Source organism: Coprococcus intestinalis (genome assembly GCF_023656595.1).
Lineage (GTDB): Bacteria > Bacillota > Clostridia > Lachnospirales > Lachnospiraceae > Coprococcus_A > Coprococcus_A intestinihominis.
In genome coordinates this window covers 161,167-177,956 of sequence record NZ_JAMOKJ010000001.1, presented here as the reverse complement: position 1 = coordinate 177,956, position 16,790 = coordinate 161,167, and the positions used below count along the sequence as shown (strand labels likewise).

Genomic DNA, 16,790 nt, shown 5'->3' with positions numbered 1-16,790 from the left:
ACAAACATCAGCATCTGCATGCATCTGATCTATATGAATCCAATCTGCAAGCATCAGGAAGAAATGCCTGTGGGCAAAATCCTTATGACTAATATGATAACTTTAAAATCATATTTTGTAAAGAAAAAAGATATGATATAATGGGGAAGAGGTGAATAATAAAATGAGATACTATAATCAGACAAACTATCCCCATGTTCCATATCCGACACTGACAGATCTTCCTGAACTGGGACGTTCAGATACAACCGTCAGAGATGCGGGCTGTGGCCTCTGCGCTTCATGTATGGTTGTTGAGAATATGACAGGCAGGGAATTCCCATTGATCGACTGTCTGGAACTTTCCATCAATGTCAATGCCAACCACAGTCCGGGCACAGACTTAACTGTCCTTGGACCGTATATTGCAGAACGCTTTGACCTGGATCTTGTGATCACAGATGATCCTGAGCTTCTGAGAGCGCATCTGAAGAAAGGCTATATGGCCGTTGCATGCTCTGCAGGGGACAGACCGGAAGAAGATTATATCGGTGTATTCTCACATGGCGGGCACTTTATCGCTGTTGTGGGTATCGAAGAAGACGGCGAGCATATCACAGTCCTTGACCCGTCATTAATGCCGGATAAATATCAGGAAGACGGCCGTCGCGACAAGGTCATTGTCAACGGCAACGTCCTTCATACAACCATGAAGGTTCTGGCAGAAGACTGTCGTTACAGAGAAATCAAATACTATGCAGACGGCGACTTCAAGAAATGGCTGGAGCAGGAAGAACCGGATGCCAACAAAGACCGTTACTTCCTTTTCAGCCCTAAAGCATCCGAGAGCAGATAAACCGAATCAATATCATCAATTTTGGAGAATGATATGTACAAAACTCTGCAGGGGCAGTATCCGGTTATCTTTCTCACACGCCGGATAAAAGAATAGCCAGGGAATAAAAATAATCGTCCACGGGCAGGTGCTTCTGCCTGTGGACGATTATTTTTATTCCCTTCAAGGACTATTGAGTATTCACAAACAATTTTACTTATAGAATGCCACGAATGCGTTGTAGGCTTCGTAAACATCCATCTTGGATACGATTTCCATCGGTGCATGCATGGACATAACCGGTACGCCCAGATCGACAACATCGATGTTCATACCTGCGATGAACTGTGCAACAGTACCGCCGCCGCCTTCATCGACTTTGCCAAGTTCTCCGGCCTGCCAGTAAACATTGTTGGCTTCCATGATACCGATGACTTTGGACATGGTCTCTGCACTGGCGTCACTGGAGCCGCTCTTGCCTCTTGCACCTGTGTATTTGGTCAGAACACAGCCTTTACCAAGGTAGCAGGAGTTGCCTGCTTCATAGACATCAGGGAATGTCGGGTCAAAGGCAGCACTGACATCTGAGGACAGGCACAGTGCATGCTGGATCATGTCTTTATAAGAAACACCTGCATTTTCGGCAAGATATTCAAGATAATGGCGAACATAATCGGAGTGAAGGCCTGTATTGCCGACGGAACCGATTTCTTCCTTGTCGGTGAGGATGGTTACAGTTGTATATGTAGGATGCAGTGTATCCAACTCTGCACGGAGTGCCGGATAAGCACATACACGGTCATCATGAGCGGCAGATGCGATCAGGCTTCTGTCAAAACCAACATCACGGGCAGGGCCTGCGGCAACAATTTCAAGTTCAGCACGATAGAAATCTGCTTCAACAATACCGTATTTCTCATTCAGGATCTGAAGAACTTTTAACTTCACAGGGTCCTTTAAGCCTTTCTCAGGATAAGGGATGGAACCGATGAGAATATTCAGTTCTTCACCTTTAATACCTTCAGCCAGGGAACGCTGATTCTGTCTTGCTGACAGATGCGGAAGCAGATCACTGATATAGAAAACAGGATCGGCAGGATCTTCACCGATATTCACGATAACGGCATCGCCGTTTTTCTTGTAGATCACACCGTGAAGAGAAAGAGGAATTGTTGCCCACTGGTATTTGCGGATACCGCCGTAATAATGGGTCTTGAAGTAAGCAATATCATTCTTCTCATAAACAGGCGTTGGCTTTAAATCCAGTCTCGGTGCATCGATATGAGCGGCATTCAGACGAACACCTTCATCTAAAGGTGCAGTACCGAAGGTAGAAGCGATAATCGCTTTGCCGCGGTTGTTGAAATAAACCTTATCTCCAGGCTGGTAGGAAGCCTTCGGGTCGAATTCTGTGTAGCCGGCTTCTTTTAACATTGCTTCGGCTTTTGCTACACATTCACGTTCTGTCTTGGCTTCGGATAAAAATGCTTTGTAAGGTTCGCAGAAATCATAAGCTTCTTTGACACGTTCCGGAGCTTCCAGGGCAACAGAAGGGAACTTCCATGTCAGTTCTTCCTGGAGCTTCTGTCCGGCAGTCTTTTCATTTGTGTTTTCCATTGTAAAAATCTCCTTAGTTTATTATAATAATTCGCCGACATAGTCCGTTGTCATGCGAACGGCCTGGTCGATAAAGGCCTGAAGCGGCCCGTTGGACAGCATGGCAATACGGGTATTGCAGCTGTCGAAAGGAATCAGAATCCGTCGGGCATTGCTGGCCCCGATAGCCTGAGCCATAGTCGGTGTTAATTCGCCAAGAATGGCATTGGCAACAACAATAGCAACAACGCCCACGATAATATCGGAGCGTCCTGCATTGAGGACGATGGCATTCTCGCCTGTCGCACCATCATTCGCACCGCCTTTGAGCATGTTGGATGTGGCCAGGGAGTTGGTCCCCAGTGCACGGATGGTGACAGGCAGATCCTTTGGAAGGACAGAGGTAAGGGCAGAAATGTATTGTCTGCCGATGCCGCCGCCCTGACCGTCGATCACACTGATTAATATATTTTTCTTTTGCATGTTTCTTCCTTTCAGGTTAAAATCATTGTTCTTAGTATAGCTTAAAAAGGGAAAAAAAGCAATGATGCCGACGTTAATCCAGAATATCTCTTGTCATTTCCTGATGGGTTTTCTGATAGAAAGTCACTTGATTATTCATGTCGCAGGTAGCCAGCAAAACTTCCCTCAGATTAGAAATATTCTGGGCATGCATCTGTTTATTCAGCCACTGGATATCTTTGCCGGCGTGCTGCAGATTTCTCTCCATAATGTGACCGTCAATGATCACATTAGCCACAAGGAATTCTTGTTCAGGAGTCATAGACATATCTTCGGGAATGACGGGACGTTTGTCGGATTTTGGAAGGAAACTCATACGGCCATTGGGTTCCAATAGGATTGTCTGCAGATCCGACAAATTGAAATAGCCGTTGACCCGACATTGCAGCAGCATTTCGGATAAATCTATTTTGCCTTTCAAGAGATTCTTTTCATAGATCGTGTCATGGTCCATCAGAATCAAAGGTTTGCCGGAGATCACTCGACGGGCGGCCATGGATTTGACGGAAATATAGGAAAGAACAATGGCGGCCAGGGCATAAACGACCATGGCAGTCAGGGGCAGCCACCAGTCCTTTTCAAGGGAGGTGGCCATTTCAGCGGCAATAGAGCCAATAGTGATGCCGTTGATATAATCAAACATGCTCATTTCAGACATCTGCCGGTAGCCCATGAGTTTGGTGAGGATGAAAAGGGCAATCAGGGAGAAAAGTGAGAGAAGAATGACGTTTAAGATATCCATAAGAAAACCTCCAAAAAATTTTAACCATCATCTAAAAATAGAAAATCATTTGCTTGATTATACGTGAATTTAACAATGGCATTAATAATATGTGTGTGTGCAGGAAAAACTATGCAGTTGTTTTATAGTGATGCTCGTTTATATCACCAATGGGGATGACATCGGGCAGCACAAATGATTACTTAATGACATCGTATATAAAAGATTTTGCAAAAATACACCGGAACAGTTGCAAGAGGACTGGATTTAAGTGTATAATAAATTCAATTTAAGCCAATATTGATGCAAATTGCTTTGAAATAACTTGCAAAGCAAGGACAGGAGGTTCTATGATTACATTACTTCAAAACGGTGCCTGGCTGTTAAACGGACAGGAAATTGTTGAAGATACTGCTGATAGTACGACAATTCTTAATTCAAAACTCGGATATGTGCCGGAGAAGAAGGATGCAGCGGCACAGACAATGGCTTACAATATTTTGCAGGCTCATAACACTTCTGATTCAAAAGAGCAGTTAAAGATCAAGTTCGACAAGATGACATCCCATGATATCACGTTTGTCGGCATTATTCAGACTGCAAGGGCAAGCGGACTTGAGAAATTCCCGATTCCGTATGTACTGACGAACTGCCACAACAGTCTTTGTGCAGTCGGCGGCACGATCAATGAAGATGACCATATGTTTGGGCTTACATGTGCCCAGAAATACGGCGGCATTTATGTACCGCCACATCAGGCAGTCATCCATCAGTTTGCCCGTGAAATGCTGGCAACCTGCGGCGGCATGATTCTGGGGTCTGACAGTCATACACGTTACGGTGCCCTTGGTACAATGGCTATCGGTGAAGGCGGCGGCGAATTGGCCAAACAGCTGCTTTGCAGAACGTATGATATCAATATGCCTGGGGTAGTCGGCATTTATCTGACGGGCGAACCGATGAAGGGCGTAGGCCCTCAGGACGTGGCATTGGCGATTATCGGTGAAGTATTTGCCAACGGCTATGTGAACAACAAAGTCATGGAATTCGTAGGACCAGGTGTTTCCAATCTGAGTGCAGAATTCCGTATCGGTATCGATGTTATGACAACAGAGACAACCTGTCTGTCTTCTATCTGGCGTACAGATGACAAGATCGAAGAATTTTATGCATTGCATAACAGACCGGAAGATTACAAAGAACTGAATCCTGGAAAAGTTGCTTACTATGATGGTATGGTTGTGGTTGATCTCAGCGCCATCAAACCAATGATTGCAATGCCGTTCCATCCAAGCAATACATATACAATTGAGGAGTTGAATGCCAATCTTGAAGATATTCTGGATGATGTGGCAAAACGTGCAGCAGTCAGCTTTGACGGTGCCGTTGATTACACATTGAAGGACAAGATTGTTGACGGCAAGTTATACTGTGACCAGGGTATTATCGCAGGATGTGCCGGCGGCGGATTCGAGAACATCTGCGATGCAGCGGATATTATGAGAGGCCGCAGCATCGGTTCAGACAAGTTTACCATGAATGTTTATCCTGCAAGTACACCAATTTATATGGAACTGCTGAGAAACGGCGTGGCAGCTGATCTGCTTGCAACAGGTACCGTTCTGAAGACAGCTTTCTGCGGTCCTTGCTTTGGTGCTGGTGACACACCGGCGAATAATGCTTTCAGTATCCGTCACACAACACGTAACTTCCCGAACCGTGAAGGTTCCAAGCTTCAGAATGGCCAGGTAGCTTCTGTTGCACTGATGGATGCCCGTTCTATCGCAGCAACAGCAGCTAATAAAGGATTCCTGACACCTGCAACCGATCTGGCAGATATTGAATACAAGCATCCAAAATATCATTTTGATAAGACGATTTATGACAACAGAGTTTATGACAGCAAGGGTGTGGCTCATCCTGAAGTGGAGATCCATTTTGGACCAAACATCAAGGACTGGCCTGCAATGACCGCTTTGACAGATGATCTGATCGTTAAGGTTGTATCCGAAATCCATGATCCGGTTACAACAACCGATGAATTGATTCCATCCGGTGAAACATCTTCCTTCAGATCCAACCCGCTTGGTCTGGCTGAATTTACATTATCAAGAAAAGATCCTGCTTATGTGGGTCGTGCAAAGGCTGTTCGTGCACTTGAAGAGGCAAGACAGGCCGGCGGATGCCCATGCTCCGGCGGTACAGAACTGTCTGATGAAGTCAAAGCAGTTATTGAGAATATCAAGAAAGCATTCCCGGATATGGATGCGAAGAAAACAGCTGTAGGCAGTACGATTTATGCGGTGAAGCCGGGGGATGGTTCTGCCCGTGAACAGGCTGCTTCATGTCAGAAGGTACTTGGCGGATGGGCCAATATTGCTAAAGGCTATGCAACAAAGCGTTATCGTTCCAACCTGATCAACTGGGGCATGCTGCCATTTATCTATCCTGAAGATGAGCTGCCGTTTGCCAACGATGACTATATTTTCATTCCTGGCATTAGAAAGGCGATTGAGGATAAGCTGACAGATATTCCTGCTTATGTTGTGGGCGAAGAGATGAAACCGATTACATTGAAGATGGGTGAACTGACAGATGATGAACGCAAGATCATTCTTGCAGGTTGTCTGATCAACTACTATAAAGAGGCTTAAGAGACTGAGTAAGTCAATGCTACTATATTGAGACAGGCCGGCGGTAGCTTTTGCCGCTGTCGGTCTGAACTTCACATATTACGGGAGGACATGACGATGGACAAGATTAAAATGACAACACCGTTGGTTGAGATGGACGGCGATGAGATGACAAGAATTCTCTGGAAGATGATCAAAGACGAACTGCTTCTTCCATTTATTGATCTGAAGACAGAATATTATGATCTGGGGCTGGAGTACAGAGATCAGACCAACGATCAGGTAACCATTGATTCTGCCATGGCAACAAAGAAATACGGTGTTGCTGTCAAATGTGCAACAATCACACCGAACGCTGCTCGTGTGAAAGAATACAATCTGAAAGAAATGTGGAAGAGCCCGAATGGTACGATCCGTGCCATTCTTGATGGTACTGTTTTCCGTGCGCCAATCGTTGTGAAAGGTATTGAACCAACAGTCAGAACATGGAAGAAACCAATTACTATTGCCAGACATGCATATGGTGATGTTTATAAGGCAACAGAGATGAAGATTCCTGCAGCAGGCAAGGCGGAACTTGTTTATACCAATGAAGCCGGTGAAGAGACACGTGAACTGATTCACCAGTTTGATGGACCGGGCATTATTCAGGGGCAGCACAACATCTGCGCTTCCATCGAAAGCTTTGCCAAAGCATGCTTTAATTATGCACTGGACACCCATCAGGATCTCTGGTTTGCAACAAAAGATACCATTTCCAAGAAATATGACCATACATTCAAAGACATTTTCCAGGAAATCTTTGATGCAGAATACAAAGAGAAATTTGATGCAGCAGGCATTGAATACTTCTATACACTGATTGATGATGCAGTTGCCCGTGTCATTCGTTCAGAGGGCGGTTATATCTGGGCTTGCAAGAACTATGATGGCGATGTTATGAGCGATATGGTAGCTACAGCTTTTGGTTCTCTGGCGATGATGACATCTGTTCTGGTTGCACCGGATGGCACTTATGAGTATGAAGCTGCTCATGGTACTGTTCAGAGACATTATTATAAATACCTGAAGGGCGAAGAAACATCTACAAACTCTGTAGCAACCATTTTTGCATGGACCGGCGCTCTGAGAAAACGTGGTGAACTGGATAATATTCCTGAACTGATGGCTTTTGCCGACAAGTTGGAGAAAGCAACCATCGATACGATTGAGAATGGTACAATGACCAAAGACCTGGCACTGATCACAACCATGAAAGATGTGACAGTTGCCAACAGTGAAGAATTCATTAAAGCCATCAGAAAGACGCTGGAAGCAGCATTATAATAGACGCTTTATTAAAAATCGAACAAAAGGCAGCCTGCCATCTTTAATATTAATGAAGGCGGCGGGAAAGTCTTAAATAAAGGAGAGACAAATGGGAATCGAAGAAAACGAAGAAATGGACGAATTTGATACAGTGACACTTGAAATGGAAGATGGCAGCGAAGTAGAATTTGCCATCTTGGATGAATTCGAGATGGAGACTGAAAAATTCGTTTTACTCGGTGAAATCGAAGGAGACAATATCAACACAGATCCGGATGGCATGCTGTTTATGAAAGCAATCATGGATGAATCCTGTGAAGAAGATGAAGTCATTCTGAACGTCATCGAGGATCCTGAAAAATACAGCGCAGTTGTTGACTTTTATGCTGAACTGGATTAATTAAATCAATAGTTGTATGAGCGAAATATCCTGGCAGGACAGGCTTTGAGCTTGAATGTCAGGATATTTTTGTTTGATTTCTTTTGGAATATTTTGTATAATTATAAACCGTACAATATTTTATATCCCAGTGGAATGATAAGTCCACTGAGTTTTTGACTTGCATAATCTAACTAGGAGAAGCATTATGGCAGAGAATACAAAGAAACAGGATTTGGCAACGGGTGCTGAATTGACATTAGAAGAGAAGATCAATAAGATCAAGTCTCGTGAGATTACAGAGGCTGAGAAGAATATGCTGACTTTACCTGCTTTTGAGGCAGCTTGTGAGGCAGTGAAGAAAGTGACACAGGAAACAGGTCTGATTTACAGCAAATATTTCAGTGATCACACAGGCAATAAGATATATTTTAAACCAGAGAATATGCAGCTGACAGGTGCCTACAAGCTGAGAGGTGCTTATTACACAATCGGTACGCTTACAGAGGAAGAGAGACAGAGAGGTCTGATTACGGCATCTGCCGGCAATCATGCACAGGGGGTTGCCTATGCGGCGCAGTGTTATGGTGTAAAGGCTGTTATCGTCATGCCGACGACCACACCGCTGATCAAGGTAGAGCGTACAAAGGCTTATGGTGCAGAAGTGGTTCTTTACGGTGATGTTTACGATCAGGCATGTGAGAAAGCTTATGAACTGGCAGCAGAGCATGGTTATACATTTATTCATCCATTTGATGATCTGCGCGTAGCAACAGGACAGGGAACAATCGCTATGGAAGTGATTCAGGATTTGCCACTGGTAGATTATATTCTTGTTCCAATTGGCGGCGGTGGTCTGGCAACAGGCGTATCCACACTGGCCAAGATGCTGAAGAACAATATCAAAGTCATCGGTGTTGAGCCATCCGGTGCAGCTTGTATGAAAGCATCCCTTGAGAATGGCAAAGTGACAACGGTTTCACCGGTCAATACTATCGCAGATGGTACAGCGGTTCAGACACCGGGTACCAAGATTTTCCCATATATCCAGAAGAACCTGGATGGCATTATCACAGTGGATGATGAAGAACTGGTTGTTGCCTTTCTCGATATGGTTGAGAATCATAAGATGATTGTTGAGAACTCAGGCCTTTTGACTGTTGCAGCGCTGAAGCATTTAGATGTGAAGGGCAAGAAAGTCGTTTCTATTTTGAGCGGCGGCAACATGGATGTTATCACCATGTCATCTGTTGTCCAGAATGGTCTTATTGCAAGGGACAGAATCTTTACCATCTCTGTTCTTCTGCCGGATAAGCCGGGTGAACTGGTCCGCGTATCACAGGTTATCGCTGACAAGCGCGGTAATGTGATCAAGCTGGATCATAATCAGTTCTTTAGCACTAACAGAAGTGCAGCAGTGGAACTGAAGATCACACTGGAAGCCTTTGGTACAGAGCATAAGAAAGAGATTATACAGGCATTGGAAGAAGCCGGTTATAAGCCAAAACAGATTCGTCCGAACTTATAAAATACAGAATAGGATTTAAACATATGAAACGGGGAGCAAATGAAAAGTATCATTTGTTCCCCGTTTATCTATTGGACTGAAAATTTAAAGGGCCTGTTTTATTTCAGCAAAATTGATGTAAAGATGCAATGGCAAAGAAAGTATTGCGTATTCTATGAGAGATGACCTATAATAGATGAGTGATATTCGCAAAGCGCTTACTGAATTTGGGACTGACCGATAAGCGAGTGATGGATGAAGAAGAGATAAACAGAAAAGACATAATGGCTGAAAATGTATAAGTCATAGAATAGAAATGTAGAAATGAACTGAGGGATAGAGAATGAAGATTGTGTTGGCAGCGATCAATGCCAAGTATATTCATGCCAACCTGGCAGTGTGCAGTCTGCGGGCTTTTTCAGATGAATATAAAGAACAGATTCAGATCAAAGAATATACGATCAATCAGTATACAGAAGATATACTGGCAGATCTTTACAAGGAGAAAGCGGATATGGTCGCTTTTTCCTGTTATATATGGAATATGGGAATGGTGGAGGAACTGACGGAACTTTTGCATCAGATAAGGCCGGATATGCCGATCTGGTTCGGTGGTCCGGAGGTATCTTATGATGCTGCGGAATGTCTGGAGCGAAATCCGGGAGTGACCGGCGTTATTCGTGGTGAAGGAGAAGAGACATTTCATGAATTGATGCAGTACTATATTGACGGCAGTGGAAAGCTTGAGGATATTCGGGGGATTGTTTACCGTGAAAACGGACAATTGGTGGATAACGGCTGGCGTGAAGTCATGGATCTGAACAAGGTACCTTTTGTCTATGAAGATATGAATGATTTCAAGAATAAGATTATTTATTATGAAACAAGCAGAGGATGCCCATTTTCATGCAGTTATTGTCTGTCTTCCGTGGACAAGAAGGTGCGTTTAAGAGATATGGCCCTTGTGGAAAAGGAACTGCAGTTTTTCATTGATCATGAGGTGCCGCAGGTCAAATTTGTGGACAGAACTTTTAACTGCAATAAGAAACACGCTATGGCTATCTGGCGTTATATCAAAGCCCATGACAACGGTATAACGAATTTCCACTTTGAAATCGGTGCGGATCTGCTGGATGATGAGGAGCTGGCGATTCTGTCAGATATGCGTCCGGGATTGGTTCAGCTGGAAATCGGTGTCCAGTCCACCAATGACGCGACGATTCAGGAGGTTTCCAGGACCATGCGGCTGGATCGCCTGGCAAAGGCTGTGCATACCGTGAATGTCGGACATAATATTCATCAGCACCTGGATCTGATCGCCGGACTGCCATATGAAGATTATGACAGATTCAGACAGTCTTTTAATGATGTGTATCAGATGGAGCCGGAACAGCTGCAGTTGGGCTTTTTAAAGGTATTAAAAGGTTCCAGGATGTATGATATGGCTGAAACATATGGCATTGTTTATCGAAAAAAGGCGCCGTATGAGGTGATGAAAACAGACTGGATGAGTTATGATGATATTCTGAAGTTAAAAGGTGTGGAAGAAATGGTGGAGATTTATTACAACAGCCATCAGTTTGAGCAGTCTGTGACATATCTTATGCATTTTTATAAGGCACCTTTTGATTTCTTTGAAGATCTGGCAGCGTTTTACGAGCAGTGCGGATTTGGCAAAGTACAGCATGGCAGAATGCAGCGATATGATATTTTGCTGCAGTTTGCAGAGGAACGGCATCTGGGGAAAGTGGTCAATGATATGGCTGCAGCTGATAAAAAGAAGGATATTCAAGAGGTACACGGTGATGCCATAGAAATTCTGAAAGCCACCATGCTTTACGATCTCTATGCCAGAGAGAATCTTAAGTCGCGGCCGGAATGGGCACATGAGATTCTTTATCGTCCGCTGTGTGAAGATTTTTACAGGAATCGGGAAATGACAGAAAGGTATCTGCCATCCTATGAGGGATGCACGGCCCGCCAGATGAAGCGAATGACCCATATGGAAGGATTTGCCATGGATATCCGTGCAACGGCGGCATCCGGGCAATGGACAGGAAAACCGGAAGTACTGCTGTTTGATTATAAAGAGAGAAATCCATTAACGTATGCAGCAAAGATGACGGCAATTTCTGTGTCGGAATGCAATGCTGAAATGGAGGAAACAGCAAATGGTTAAAGATTATGTGGTATTTGACCTGGAGACGACAGGACTGTCTCCGGATAAAGACACGATCATAGAAATCGGCGCCCTGAAGGTCATTCAGGGGAAAGTGGCAGACCGTTTTTCGGAGTTTATTAATCCTCATCAGAAGCTGACGCAGCAGATTTCCGAATTGACCGGCATTACGGATGACATGCTGGCCGGGGCGAGAAATCTGCAGGTGGTTGTGGGAGATTTTGTCGATTTTTGCGAAGATTATGTGGTTGTCGGTCATAATCTGGGGTTTGATTATCGTTTTACCAAAATGGCTGCCGAAAAGTACCATCTGCCTTTTGAGCATGAGGGTATTGATACTTTAAAGATTGCTAAAACTGTACATAAGGATCTGCCGTCGAGAAGTCTGGGCGCATTGTGTGAACATTACGGTATTATCAACAGTTCCGCACATCGTGCTTACCATGATGCATTGGCGACGGCTAAATTGTATCAGACGCTGGCCCATTATTTTGAAACATCGGAGCCGAAGCTTTTTGTACCGGAGAAGATGGGCTTTAAGGCAAAAAAGCAGCAGCCCATGACAAAAAAACAAAAAGCCTACTTGAAGGATTTATGTAAATATCATAAAATAGAGTTTAACGATGCAATGGAGCAGATGACAATGAGTGAAGCGTCCCGTTGGATTGATAAAACGATTCTTCAGTATGGACGCATGAAGCGTTTTAATAGGAGTGATAGAAATGAATAAAAAGACAACAAAGATTATTTCAACGATTATTGTTGCATTGATTGTAATTTCCATGGTTCTGAGCATGGTTATCCAGTTCGTTTAGAATGTGCAGTTATTCAGACAGGGCGTTGAATAACATGAGATGTATTGAAACCGAAGACTGACAGGATAGAGAGAGCCTGTGGGGGACATATGATGAAAAAAGCTTGGAAAGGAATACTGGGACTGTTAATGGCAATGACGTTCACCGTGTCAGCCGGCAGAATGGTTTATGCTGAGACGGTTGATGAAAATCATGAAGTGCCGGAGGGGGTCACTGTCAATGGTATGGAACTTGGCGGCCTGACGGTGAAGGCGGCAGAAGATAAGCTGCAGCAGTATATGGATGAAGTTTGCGGCGGTTCCGTGACATTAACTGTTTCAGGGGAAGATGTCACTTTTGCCTACAAGGATTTTGATATGCATGCGGCGGACAGTACAGTTGTGCAGGATATATGTCAGATCGGCACAAAGGGCAATTTGATCAGGCGCTACAAAGAGCTGTCAGATGTGAAGAATAATAAAGCTGAATTTACATTGAAGTTTGAATATGATCATAACAAACTGAAGGAAGTTATCAGTGAGAAGACAGAGCCGTATAATAAAGAGGCTGAGAATGCGTCACTGGTGCGCCATTCCGGTGAGTTTATCATTACAGATGATGTAACAGGGGTGAAAGTGGATACAGATGCCACAACAGCTGAAGTTGAAAAGGCGTTAGGCGATGGCTGGGACGGATCCAGTCAGAAACTGGATGCTGTGGTTGAAGAGACGAAAGCGGCTCATACAAGTGATGAGTTGAAACAGGTGACAGATCTTCTCGGCGGTTATTCAACAGATTATTCGTCATCCAGCAGCAATCGTATTGCCAATATTGCCAACGGTGCATCGCTGGTCGATGAGACGGTCGTCTATCCTGGGGATACATTTTCTTTTTTGAATCATGTAACACCTTTTACGGCGGCGAATGGCTATTATCAAGCCACCGGCTATTCAGGCGGTCGGGTAGTACCAAGTACCGGCGGCGGTATCTGCCAGGTTTCATCCACGATGTATAATGCCGTTTTGAGAGCGGAACTGGAAGTGGTTGAGCGTTCCAATCATGGTCTGACTGTTGGATATGTGCCCCTTGGCGCAGATGCCACGGTTGCGGAGGGCGGTGTGGATTTCAGATTCAGAAATAATCTGGATGCACCGGTTTATATTGAAGCCTATACGTACGGCGGACAAATCTATGTGAACATTTACGGGCATGAGACAAGAGCTTCCAATCGAAGCATTGAGTTTACCAGTGTGACAGATAAGACCATTAAGCCCGGGGATGATGTCATTACCAAGGATGATACACAGCCGGAGGGATGGCAGGAAGTGACACAGAGCGCCCATGACGGCTATGTGGCATCGTTTTATAAGAAGATTTACGTGGACGGAAGCCTTCAGGATACCGTCTGGATCAACACAAGTTATTACAGTGCGTCTCCTAGGTATATTACTGTCGGTACGAAGAAGGAAAGCAGTGATGACAATAGCGATCAGAAGGAAGAGGCAGATAATACAAGCGGCGACAAGAAGAATGAGTGATGTATGCGCAGCGTCGGTTTGAACTGCGGAGCATTCGATGGTCAATAGAGAATGAATATCAGGAGTTGGGATATGCTGGATTACGGCAAGGTGACAGACACAATTTACAAACGTTCTGTAAGGAAAGTAATAGAGAGAAATGTGCCGGGTGCGGGGGACAATCGCATCGGCGGAAGGGATATATTATATTTTGCGGCGGACAGTGATAAAGCGATGCTGACGGCTTTTGCGACATTGACAGGCAATCAGCTGGCAGCAGCAGGTGCGGTGCATCTGGCAGTCAATCGTCTGGCAGCAGCAGGCGCCTATGCGCTGGCTGTGAATATACAGTTGATCGTATCCGCGGAATTACCGGAGAAATCCATCAAAGCACTGATGGGATCGGTTTCTGAGAGCTGCGGGAAGCTTCATATAACATCCGTGCAGGCGGATGTAGCTGCGGTTCCGGGTTTGACGGAAACTGTCATTACAGCAACAGCTATTGGGGAAGCCGGAGGCCTTTTTGAACCGGAAAAGGCCGAGGCGGACCAGGATATTATCATGGCTGGTTATGCAGGCGATTATGGTGCGGCAAAGCTGGCTTTTGCCGGTCAGGCAGAGCTGGAGCGGCATTTTAATCCTGTATTTTTGAGTCCTGTGATGGAAGCGGATTATACAGGAGATACAATTTCGGCTGTATCAGCTGTCAAAGCGGCAGCGGCAGCCGGAGTGAGAAGTATGTATGCCTGCGGCGAAGGCGGTGTTTATACAGCTGTATGGGAACTGGCGGAGAATGCAGGGCTCGGAGCTCGTATTCAGCTGAAGGAAGTACCGCTCAGGCAGGAGACAGTGGAGATTTGTGATTATTTTAATATCAGCCCATATCAGCTGATGTCAGCAGGCGCAGTGCTTCTGACGGCCACGCATGGTCAGAAAGTATTGGCGGAGCTGGCTGCCGCGGGCATCCCGGCTGTTATCATCGGACATCTGACTGATGATAATGACCGGGTGGTTTTAAACGATGAAGAAGTGCGCTTTCTGGAGCCATTTCGATATGAGAGTCTGAATCAGGCAAAATCTGAATCATAGAAAGCAGACAGCTGGATTTGATCATCTATAGCAATCATAGAAAAGGGGTATGAGAAAATGAATGAAATGAAAGAGAAGATTTTATCTGTCATAGAAAAAAACAGCAAGATCAGCATCAAGGATCTTGCAATTGTACTGGGTGAACCTGAAGAAGAAGTTGCAAAAGCCATTTATGAGATGGAATCAGACAAGACGATTTGCGGTTATCATACAATCATTAACTGGGATAAGACAAATCGTGAAAAAGTTGTAGCATTGATCGAAGTGCGCGTGACACCTCAGAGAGGTCATGGTTTTGACCATATTGCTGAGCGTATTTACAACTTCCCTGAAGTGGACACTGTCTATCTGATGTCCGGTGCTTATGATTTCTGTGTGATGCTGGAAGGCAAGACTTTGAAACAGGTGTCTGCATTTGTTTCCGAAAAACTTTCCACACTGGAATCCGTGACAAGCACAGCAACCCATTTTGTACTGAAGAAATACAAAGATCACGGTACAATCATGGTTTCTGAGACAAATAAGAAAGAAAGGCAGCTGATCACACCATGAGAAACCCATTATCCGATAAAGTCATAGACATTAAACCTTCCGGCATCCGTAAGTTTTTTGATCTTGTCGTAGAAATGAATGACCCGAATGTCATTTCTCTTGGTGTGGGTGAACCGGATTTTGATACACCGTGGCATATCCGTGAGGAAGGTATCTATTCTCTGGAAAAAGGCCGTACATTTTATACATCCAATGCCGGATTGAAGGAACTGAAGGAAGAAATCAGTGCTTATCTGGAACGTAAATGCCATGTTGAATATGACCCTGCGAACGAAATTATGGTGACAGTGGGCGGTTCTGAAGCCATTGATATTGCCATGCGCGCCATGCTCAATCCCGGTGAAGAGGTCATTATTCCGCAGCCAAGTTATGTTTCTTATCAGCCGTGCGTTGTGCTGGCGGATGGTGTGCCTGTGATTATTAATCTTCAGGAAAAAAATGAATTTAAACTGACAGCAGCAGAACTGGAAGCTGCGATCACACCAAAGACAAAGATTCTGGTGCTGCCTTTCCCGAACAATCCGACAGGCTCCATTATGACAGAGGAAGACCTAAAGCCCATTGCCGAACTGTGCGTGAAGCATGATATTTTCGTTATCAGTGATGAAATTTACAGTGAACTGACTTATGAATATCCGCATACATCCATTGCATCCCTGCCTGGCATGAAGGAGAGAACGGTTCTTATCAACGGTTTTTCAAAGGCTTATGCCATGACAGGATGGCGTCTCGGTTATGCCTGCGCACCGGATGTGATTCTGCATCAGATGCTGAAAATTCATCAGTTCGCCATTATGTGTGCACCGACAACCAGCCAGTATGCGGCTGTGGAGGCTCTTCGCAATGGTGATGATGATGTAGCCATGATGCGTGAATCCTACAATCAGCGCCGACGTTTCCTTGTACATACATTCAGGGAGATGGGACTGGACTGCTTTGAACCATTCGGCGCTTTTTATATTTTCCCAAGCATCAAGAGCCTGGGCATGACCTCAGATGAATTTGCGGAAGAATTATTGAAGAAGGAAAAAGTAGCAGTTGTTCCGGGTACAGCATTCGGAGACAGCGGCGAGGGTTTCCTGAGAATTTCCTATGCCTATTCTCTTGAAGAATTAAAAGAAGCGACAGACCGTATGGCACGTTTTGTCAGCTGGGTGAGAAAAGAGAAAAATCTATGAG

At 44.8% G+C, this 16,790-nt stretch carries 14 protein-coding genes; 11 read left to right on the top strand and 3 right to left on the bottom strand.

Annotated features, from left to right (window positions below):
* Positions 1–163 precede the first annotated feature (163 nt).
* Positions 164–835, top strand: a complete 672-nt coding sequence (locus NBH03_RS00775) for a cysteine peptidase family C39 domain-containing protein (RefSeq protein ID WP_015513514.1) — start codon at positions 164–166, stop codon at positions 833–835.
* 192 nt (positions 836–1,027) lie between these two features.
* Here NBH03_RS00775 and NBH03_RS00770 read toward each other — a convergent pair whose 3' ends face one another.
* The 3 genes from NBH03_RS00770 to NBH03_RS00760 form a co-directional block, all read right to left on the bottom strand.
* On the bottom strand, positions 1,028–2,431 hold the full coding sequence (locus tag NBH03_RS00770) for an aminopeptidase (protein ID WP_250795806.1): 1,404 nt from the start codon (positions 2,429–2,431) through the stop codon (positions 1,028–1,030).
* A 21-nt stretch (positions 2,432–2,452) separates the two neighbouring features.
* A complete protein-coding gene (locus NBH03_RS00765; protein WP_015513516.1) occupies positions 2,453–2,893 on the bottom strand; it encodes a DUF3842 family protein in 441 nt (146 codons plus the stop codon).
* A 73-nt stretch (positions 2,894–2,966) separates the two neighbouring features.
* A complete protein-coding gene (locus NBH03_RS00760; protein ID WP_250795804.1) occupies positions 2,967–3,674 on the bottom strand; it encodes a YetF domain-containing protein in 708 nt (235 codons plus the stop codon).
* Positions 3,675–4,003: 329 nt separating this feature from the next.
* On the opposite strand from NBH03_RS00760, the gene NBH03_RS00755 reads away from it, so the two are divergent.
* The 10 genes from NBH03_RS00755 to NBH03_RS00710 all read left to right on the top strand — a co-directional run bounded on the left by NBH03_RS00755 (position 4,004) and on the right by NBH03_RS00710 (position 16,789).
* Positions 4,004–6,307: a hydratase gene (locus NBH03_RS00755; RefSeq protein ID WP_250795799.1), complete on the top strand. Its 2,304-nt coding sequence runs from the start codon at positions 4,004–4,006 to the stop codon at positions 6,305–6,307.
* A gap of 96 nt (positions 6,308–6,403) precedes the next feature.
* Positions 6,404–7,612, top strand: a complete 1,209-nt coding sequence (locus NBH03_RS00750; RefSeq protein ID WP_215689622.1) for an NADP-dependent isocitrate dehydrogenase — start codon at positions 6,404–6,406, stop codon at positions 7,610–7,612.
* 91 nt (positions 7,613–7,703) lie between these two features.
* Complete coding sequence (locus NBH03_RS00745) at positions 7,704–7,994, top strand: DUF1292 domain-containing protein (protein WP_015513520.1); 291 nt, start codon at positions 7,704–7,706, stop codon at positions 7,992–7,994.
* 295 nt (positions 7,995–8,289) lie between these two features.
* On the top strand, positions 8,290–9,501 hold the full coding sequence (gene ilvA, locus NBH03_RS00740) for a threonine ammonia-lyase (RefSeq protein WP_215689663.1): 1,212 nt from the start codon (positions 8,290–8,292) through the stop codon (positions 9,499–9,501).
* Between the two features lie 322 nt (positions 9,502–9,823).
* Entirely contained in the window at positions 9,824–11,659 is a 1,836-nt protein-coding gene (locus NBH03_RS00735; RefSeq protein WP_250795792.1) for a B12-binding domain-containing radical SAM protein, read from the top strand.
* Positions 11,652–12,389 carry a 3'-5' exonuclease gene (locus NBH03_RS00730; protein ID WP_015513523.1) on the top strand — a complete coding sequence of 246 codons (738 nt, stop codon included), beginning with the start codon at positions 11,652–11,654 and terminating at the stop codon, positions 12,387–12,389. The genes NBH03_RS00735 and NBH03_RS00730 overlap by 8 nt, the downstream gene beginning before the upstream one ends.
* Positions 12,390–12,563: 174 nt before the next feature.
* Positions 12,564–13,991 (top strand): VanW family protein, encoded by a 1,428-nt coding sequence (locus NBH03_RS00725; protein ID WP_250795779.1) that lies wholly within the window; start codon positions 12,564–12,566, stop codon positions 13,989–13,991.
* A gap of 51 nt (positions 13,992–14,042) precedes the next feature.
* Positions 14,043–15,059 (top strand): AIR synthase-related protein, encoded by a 1,017-nt coding sequence (locus tag NBH03_RS00720; RefSeq protein WP_250795772.1) that lies wholly within the window; start codon positions 14,043–14,045, stop codon positions 15,057–15,059.
* Positions 15,060–15,125: 66 nt separating this feature from the next.
* Complete coding sequence (locus tag NBH03_RS00715) at positions 15,126–15,611, top strand: Lrp/AsnC family transcriptional regulator (protein WP_117526736.1); 486 nt, start codon at positions 15,126–15,128, stop codon at positions 15,609–15,611.
* A complete protein-coding gene (locus NBH03_RS00710) occupies positions 15,608–16,789 on the top strand; it encodes an aminotransferase class I/II-fold pyridoxal phosphate-dependent enzyme (RefSeq protein ID WP_250795766.1) in 1,182 nt (393 codons plus the stop codon). Before NBH03_RS00715 ends, NBH03_RS00710 begins: the two co-directional genes overlap by 4 nt.
* The last annotated feature ends 1 nt before the right edge of the window (position 16,790 follow it).

Coding starts and splice junctions, on each gene's coding strand:
- NBH03_RS00745 (WP_015513520.1), top strand. CDS start 7,704: ATGGGAATCGAAGAAAACGAAGAAATGGACGAATTTGATACAGTGACA.
- NBH03_RS00725 (WP_250795779.1), top strand. CDS start 12,564: ATGATGAAAAAAGCTTGGAAAGGAATACTGGGACTGTTAATGGCAATG.
- NBH03_RS00715 (WP_117526736.1), top strand. CDS start 15,126: ATGAAAGAGAAGATTTTATCTGTCATAGAAAAAAACAGCAAGATCAGC.
- NBH03_RS00720 (WP_250795772.1), top strand. CDS start 14,043: ATGAATATCAGGAGTTGGGATATGCTGGATTACGGCAAGGTGACAGAC.
- ilvA (WP_215689663.1), top strand. CDS start 8,290: ATGCTGACTTTACCTGCTTTTGAGGCAGCTTGTGAGGCAGTGAAGAAA.
- NBH03_RS00735 (WP_250795792.1), top strand. CDS start 9,824: ATGAAGATTGTGTTGGCAGCGATCAATGCCAAGTATATTCATGCCAAC.
- NBH03_RS00765 (WP_015513516.1), bottom strand. CDS start 2,893: ATGCAAAAGAAAAATATATTAATCAGTGTGATCGACGGTCAGGGCGGC.
- NBH03_RS00710 (WP_250795766.1), top strand. CDS start 15,608: ATGAGAAACCCATTATCCGATAAAGTCATAGACATTAAACCTTCCGGC.
- NBH03_RS00760 (WP_250795804.1), bottom strand. CDS start 3,674: ATGGATATCTTAAACGTCATTCTTCTCTCACTTTTCTCCCTGATTGCC.
- NBH03_RS00775 (WP_015513514.1), top strand. CDS start 164: ATGAGATACTATAATCAGACAAACTATCCCCATGTTCCATATCCGACA.
- NBH03_RS00755 (WP_250795799.1), top strand. CDS start 4,004: ATGATTACATTACTTCAAAACGGTGCCTGGCTGTTAAACGGACAGGAA.
- NBH03_RS00750 (WP_215689622.1), top strand. CDS start 6,404: ATGGACAAGATTAAAATGACAACACCGTTGGTTGAGATGGACGGCGAT.
- NBH03_RS00730 (WP_015513523.1), top strand. CDS start 11,652: ATGGTTAAAGATTATGTGGTATTTGACCTGGAGACGACAGGACTGTCT.
- NBH03_RS00770 (WP_250795806.1), bottom strand. CDS start 2,431: ATGGAAAACACAAATGAAAAGACTGCCGGACAGAAGCTCCAGGAAGAA.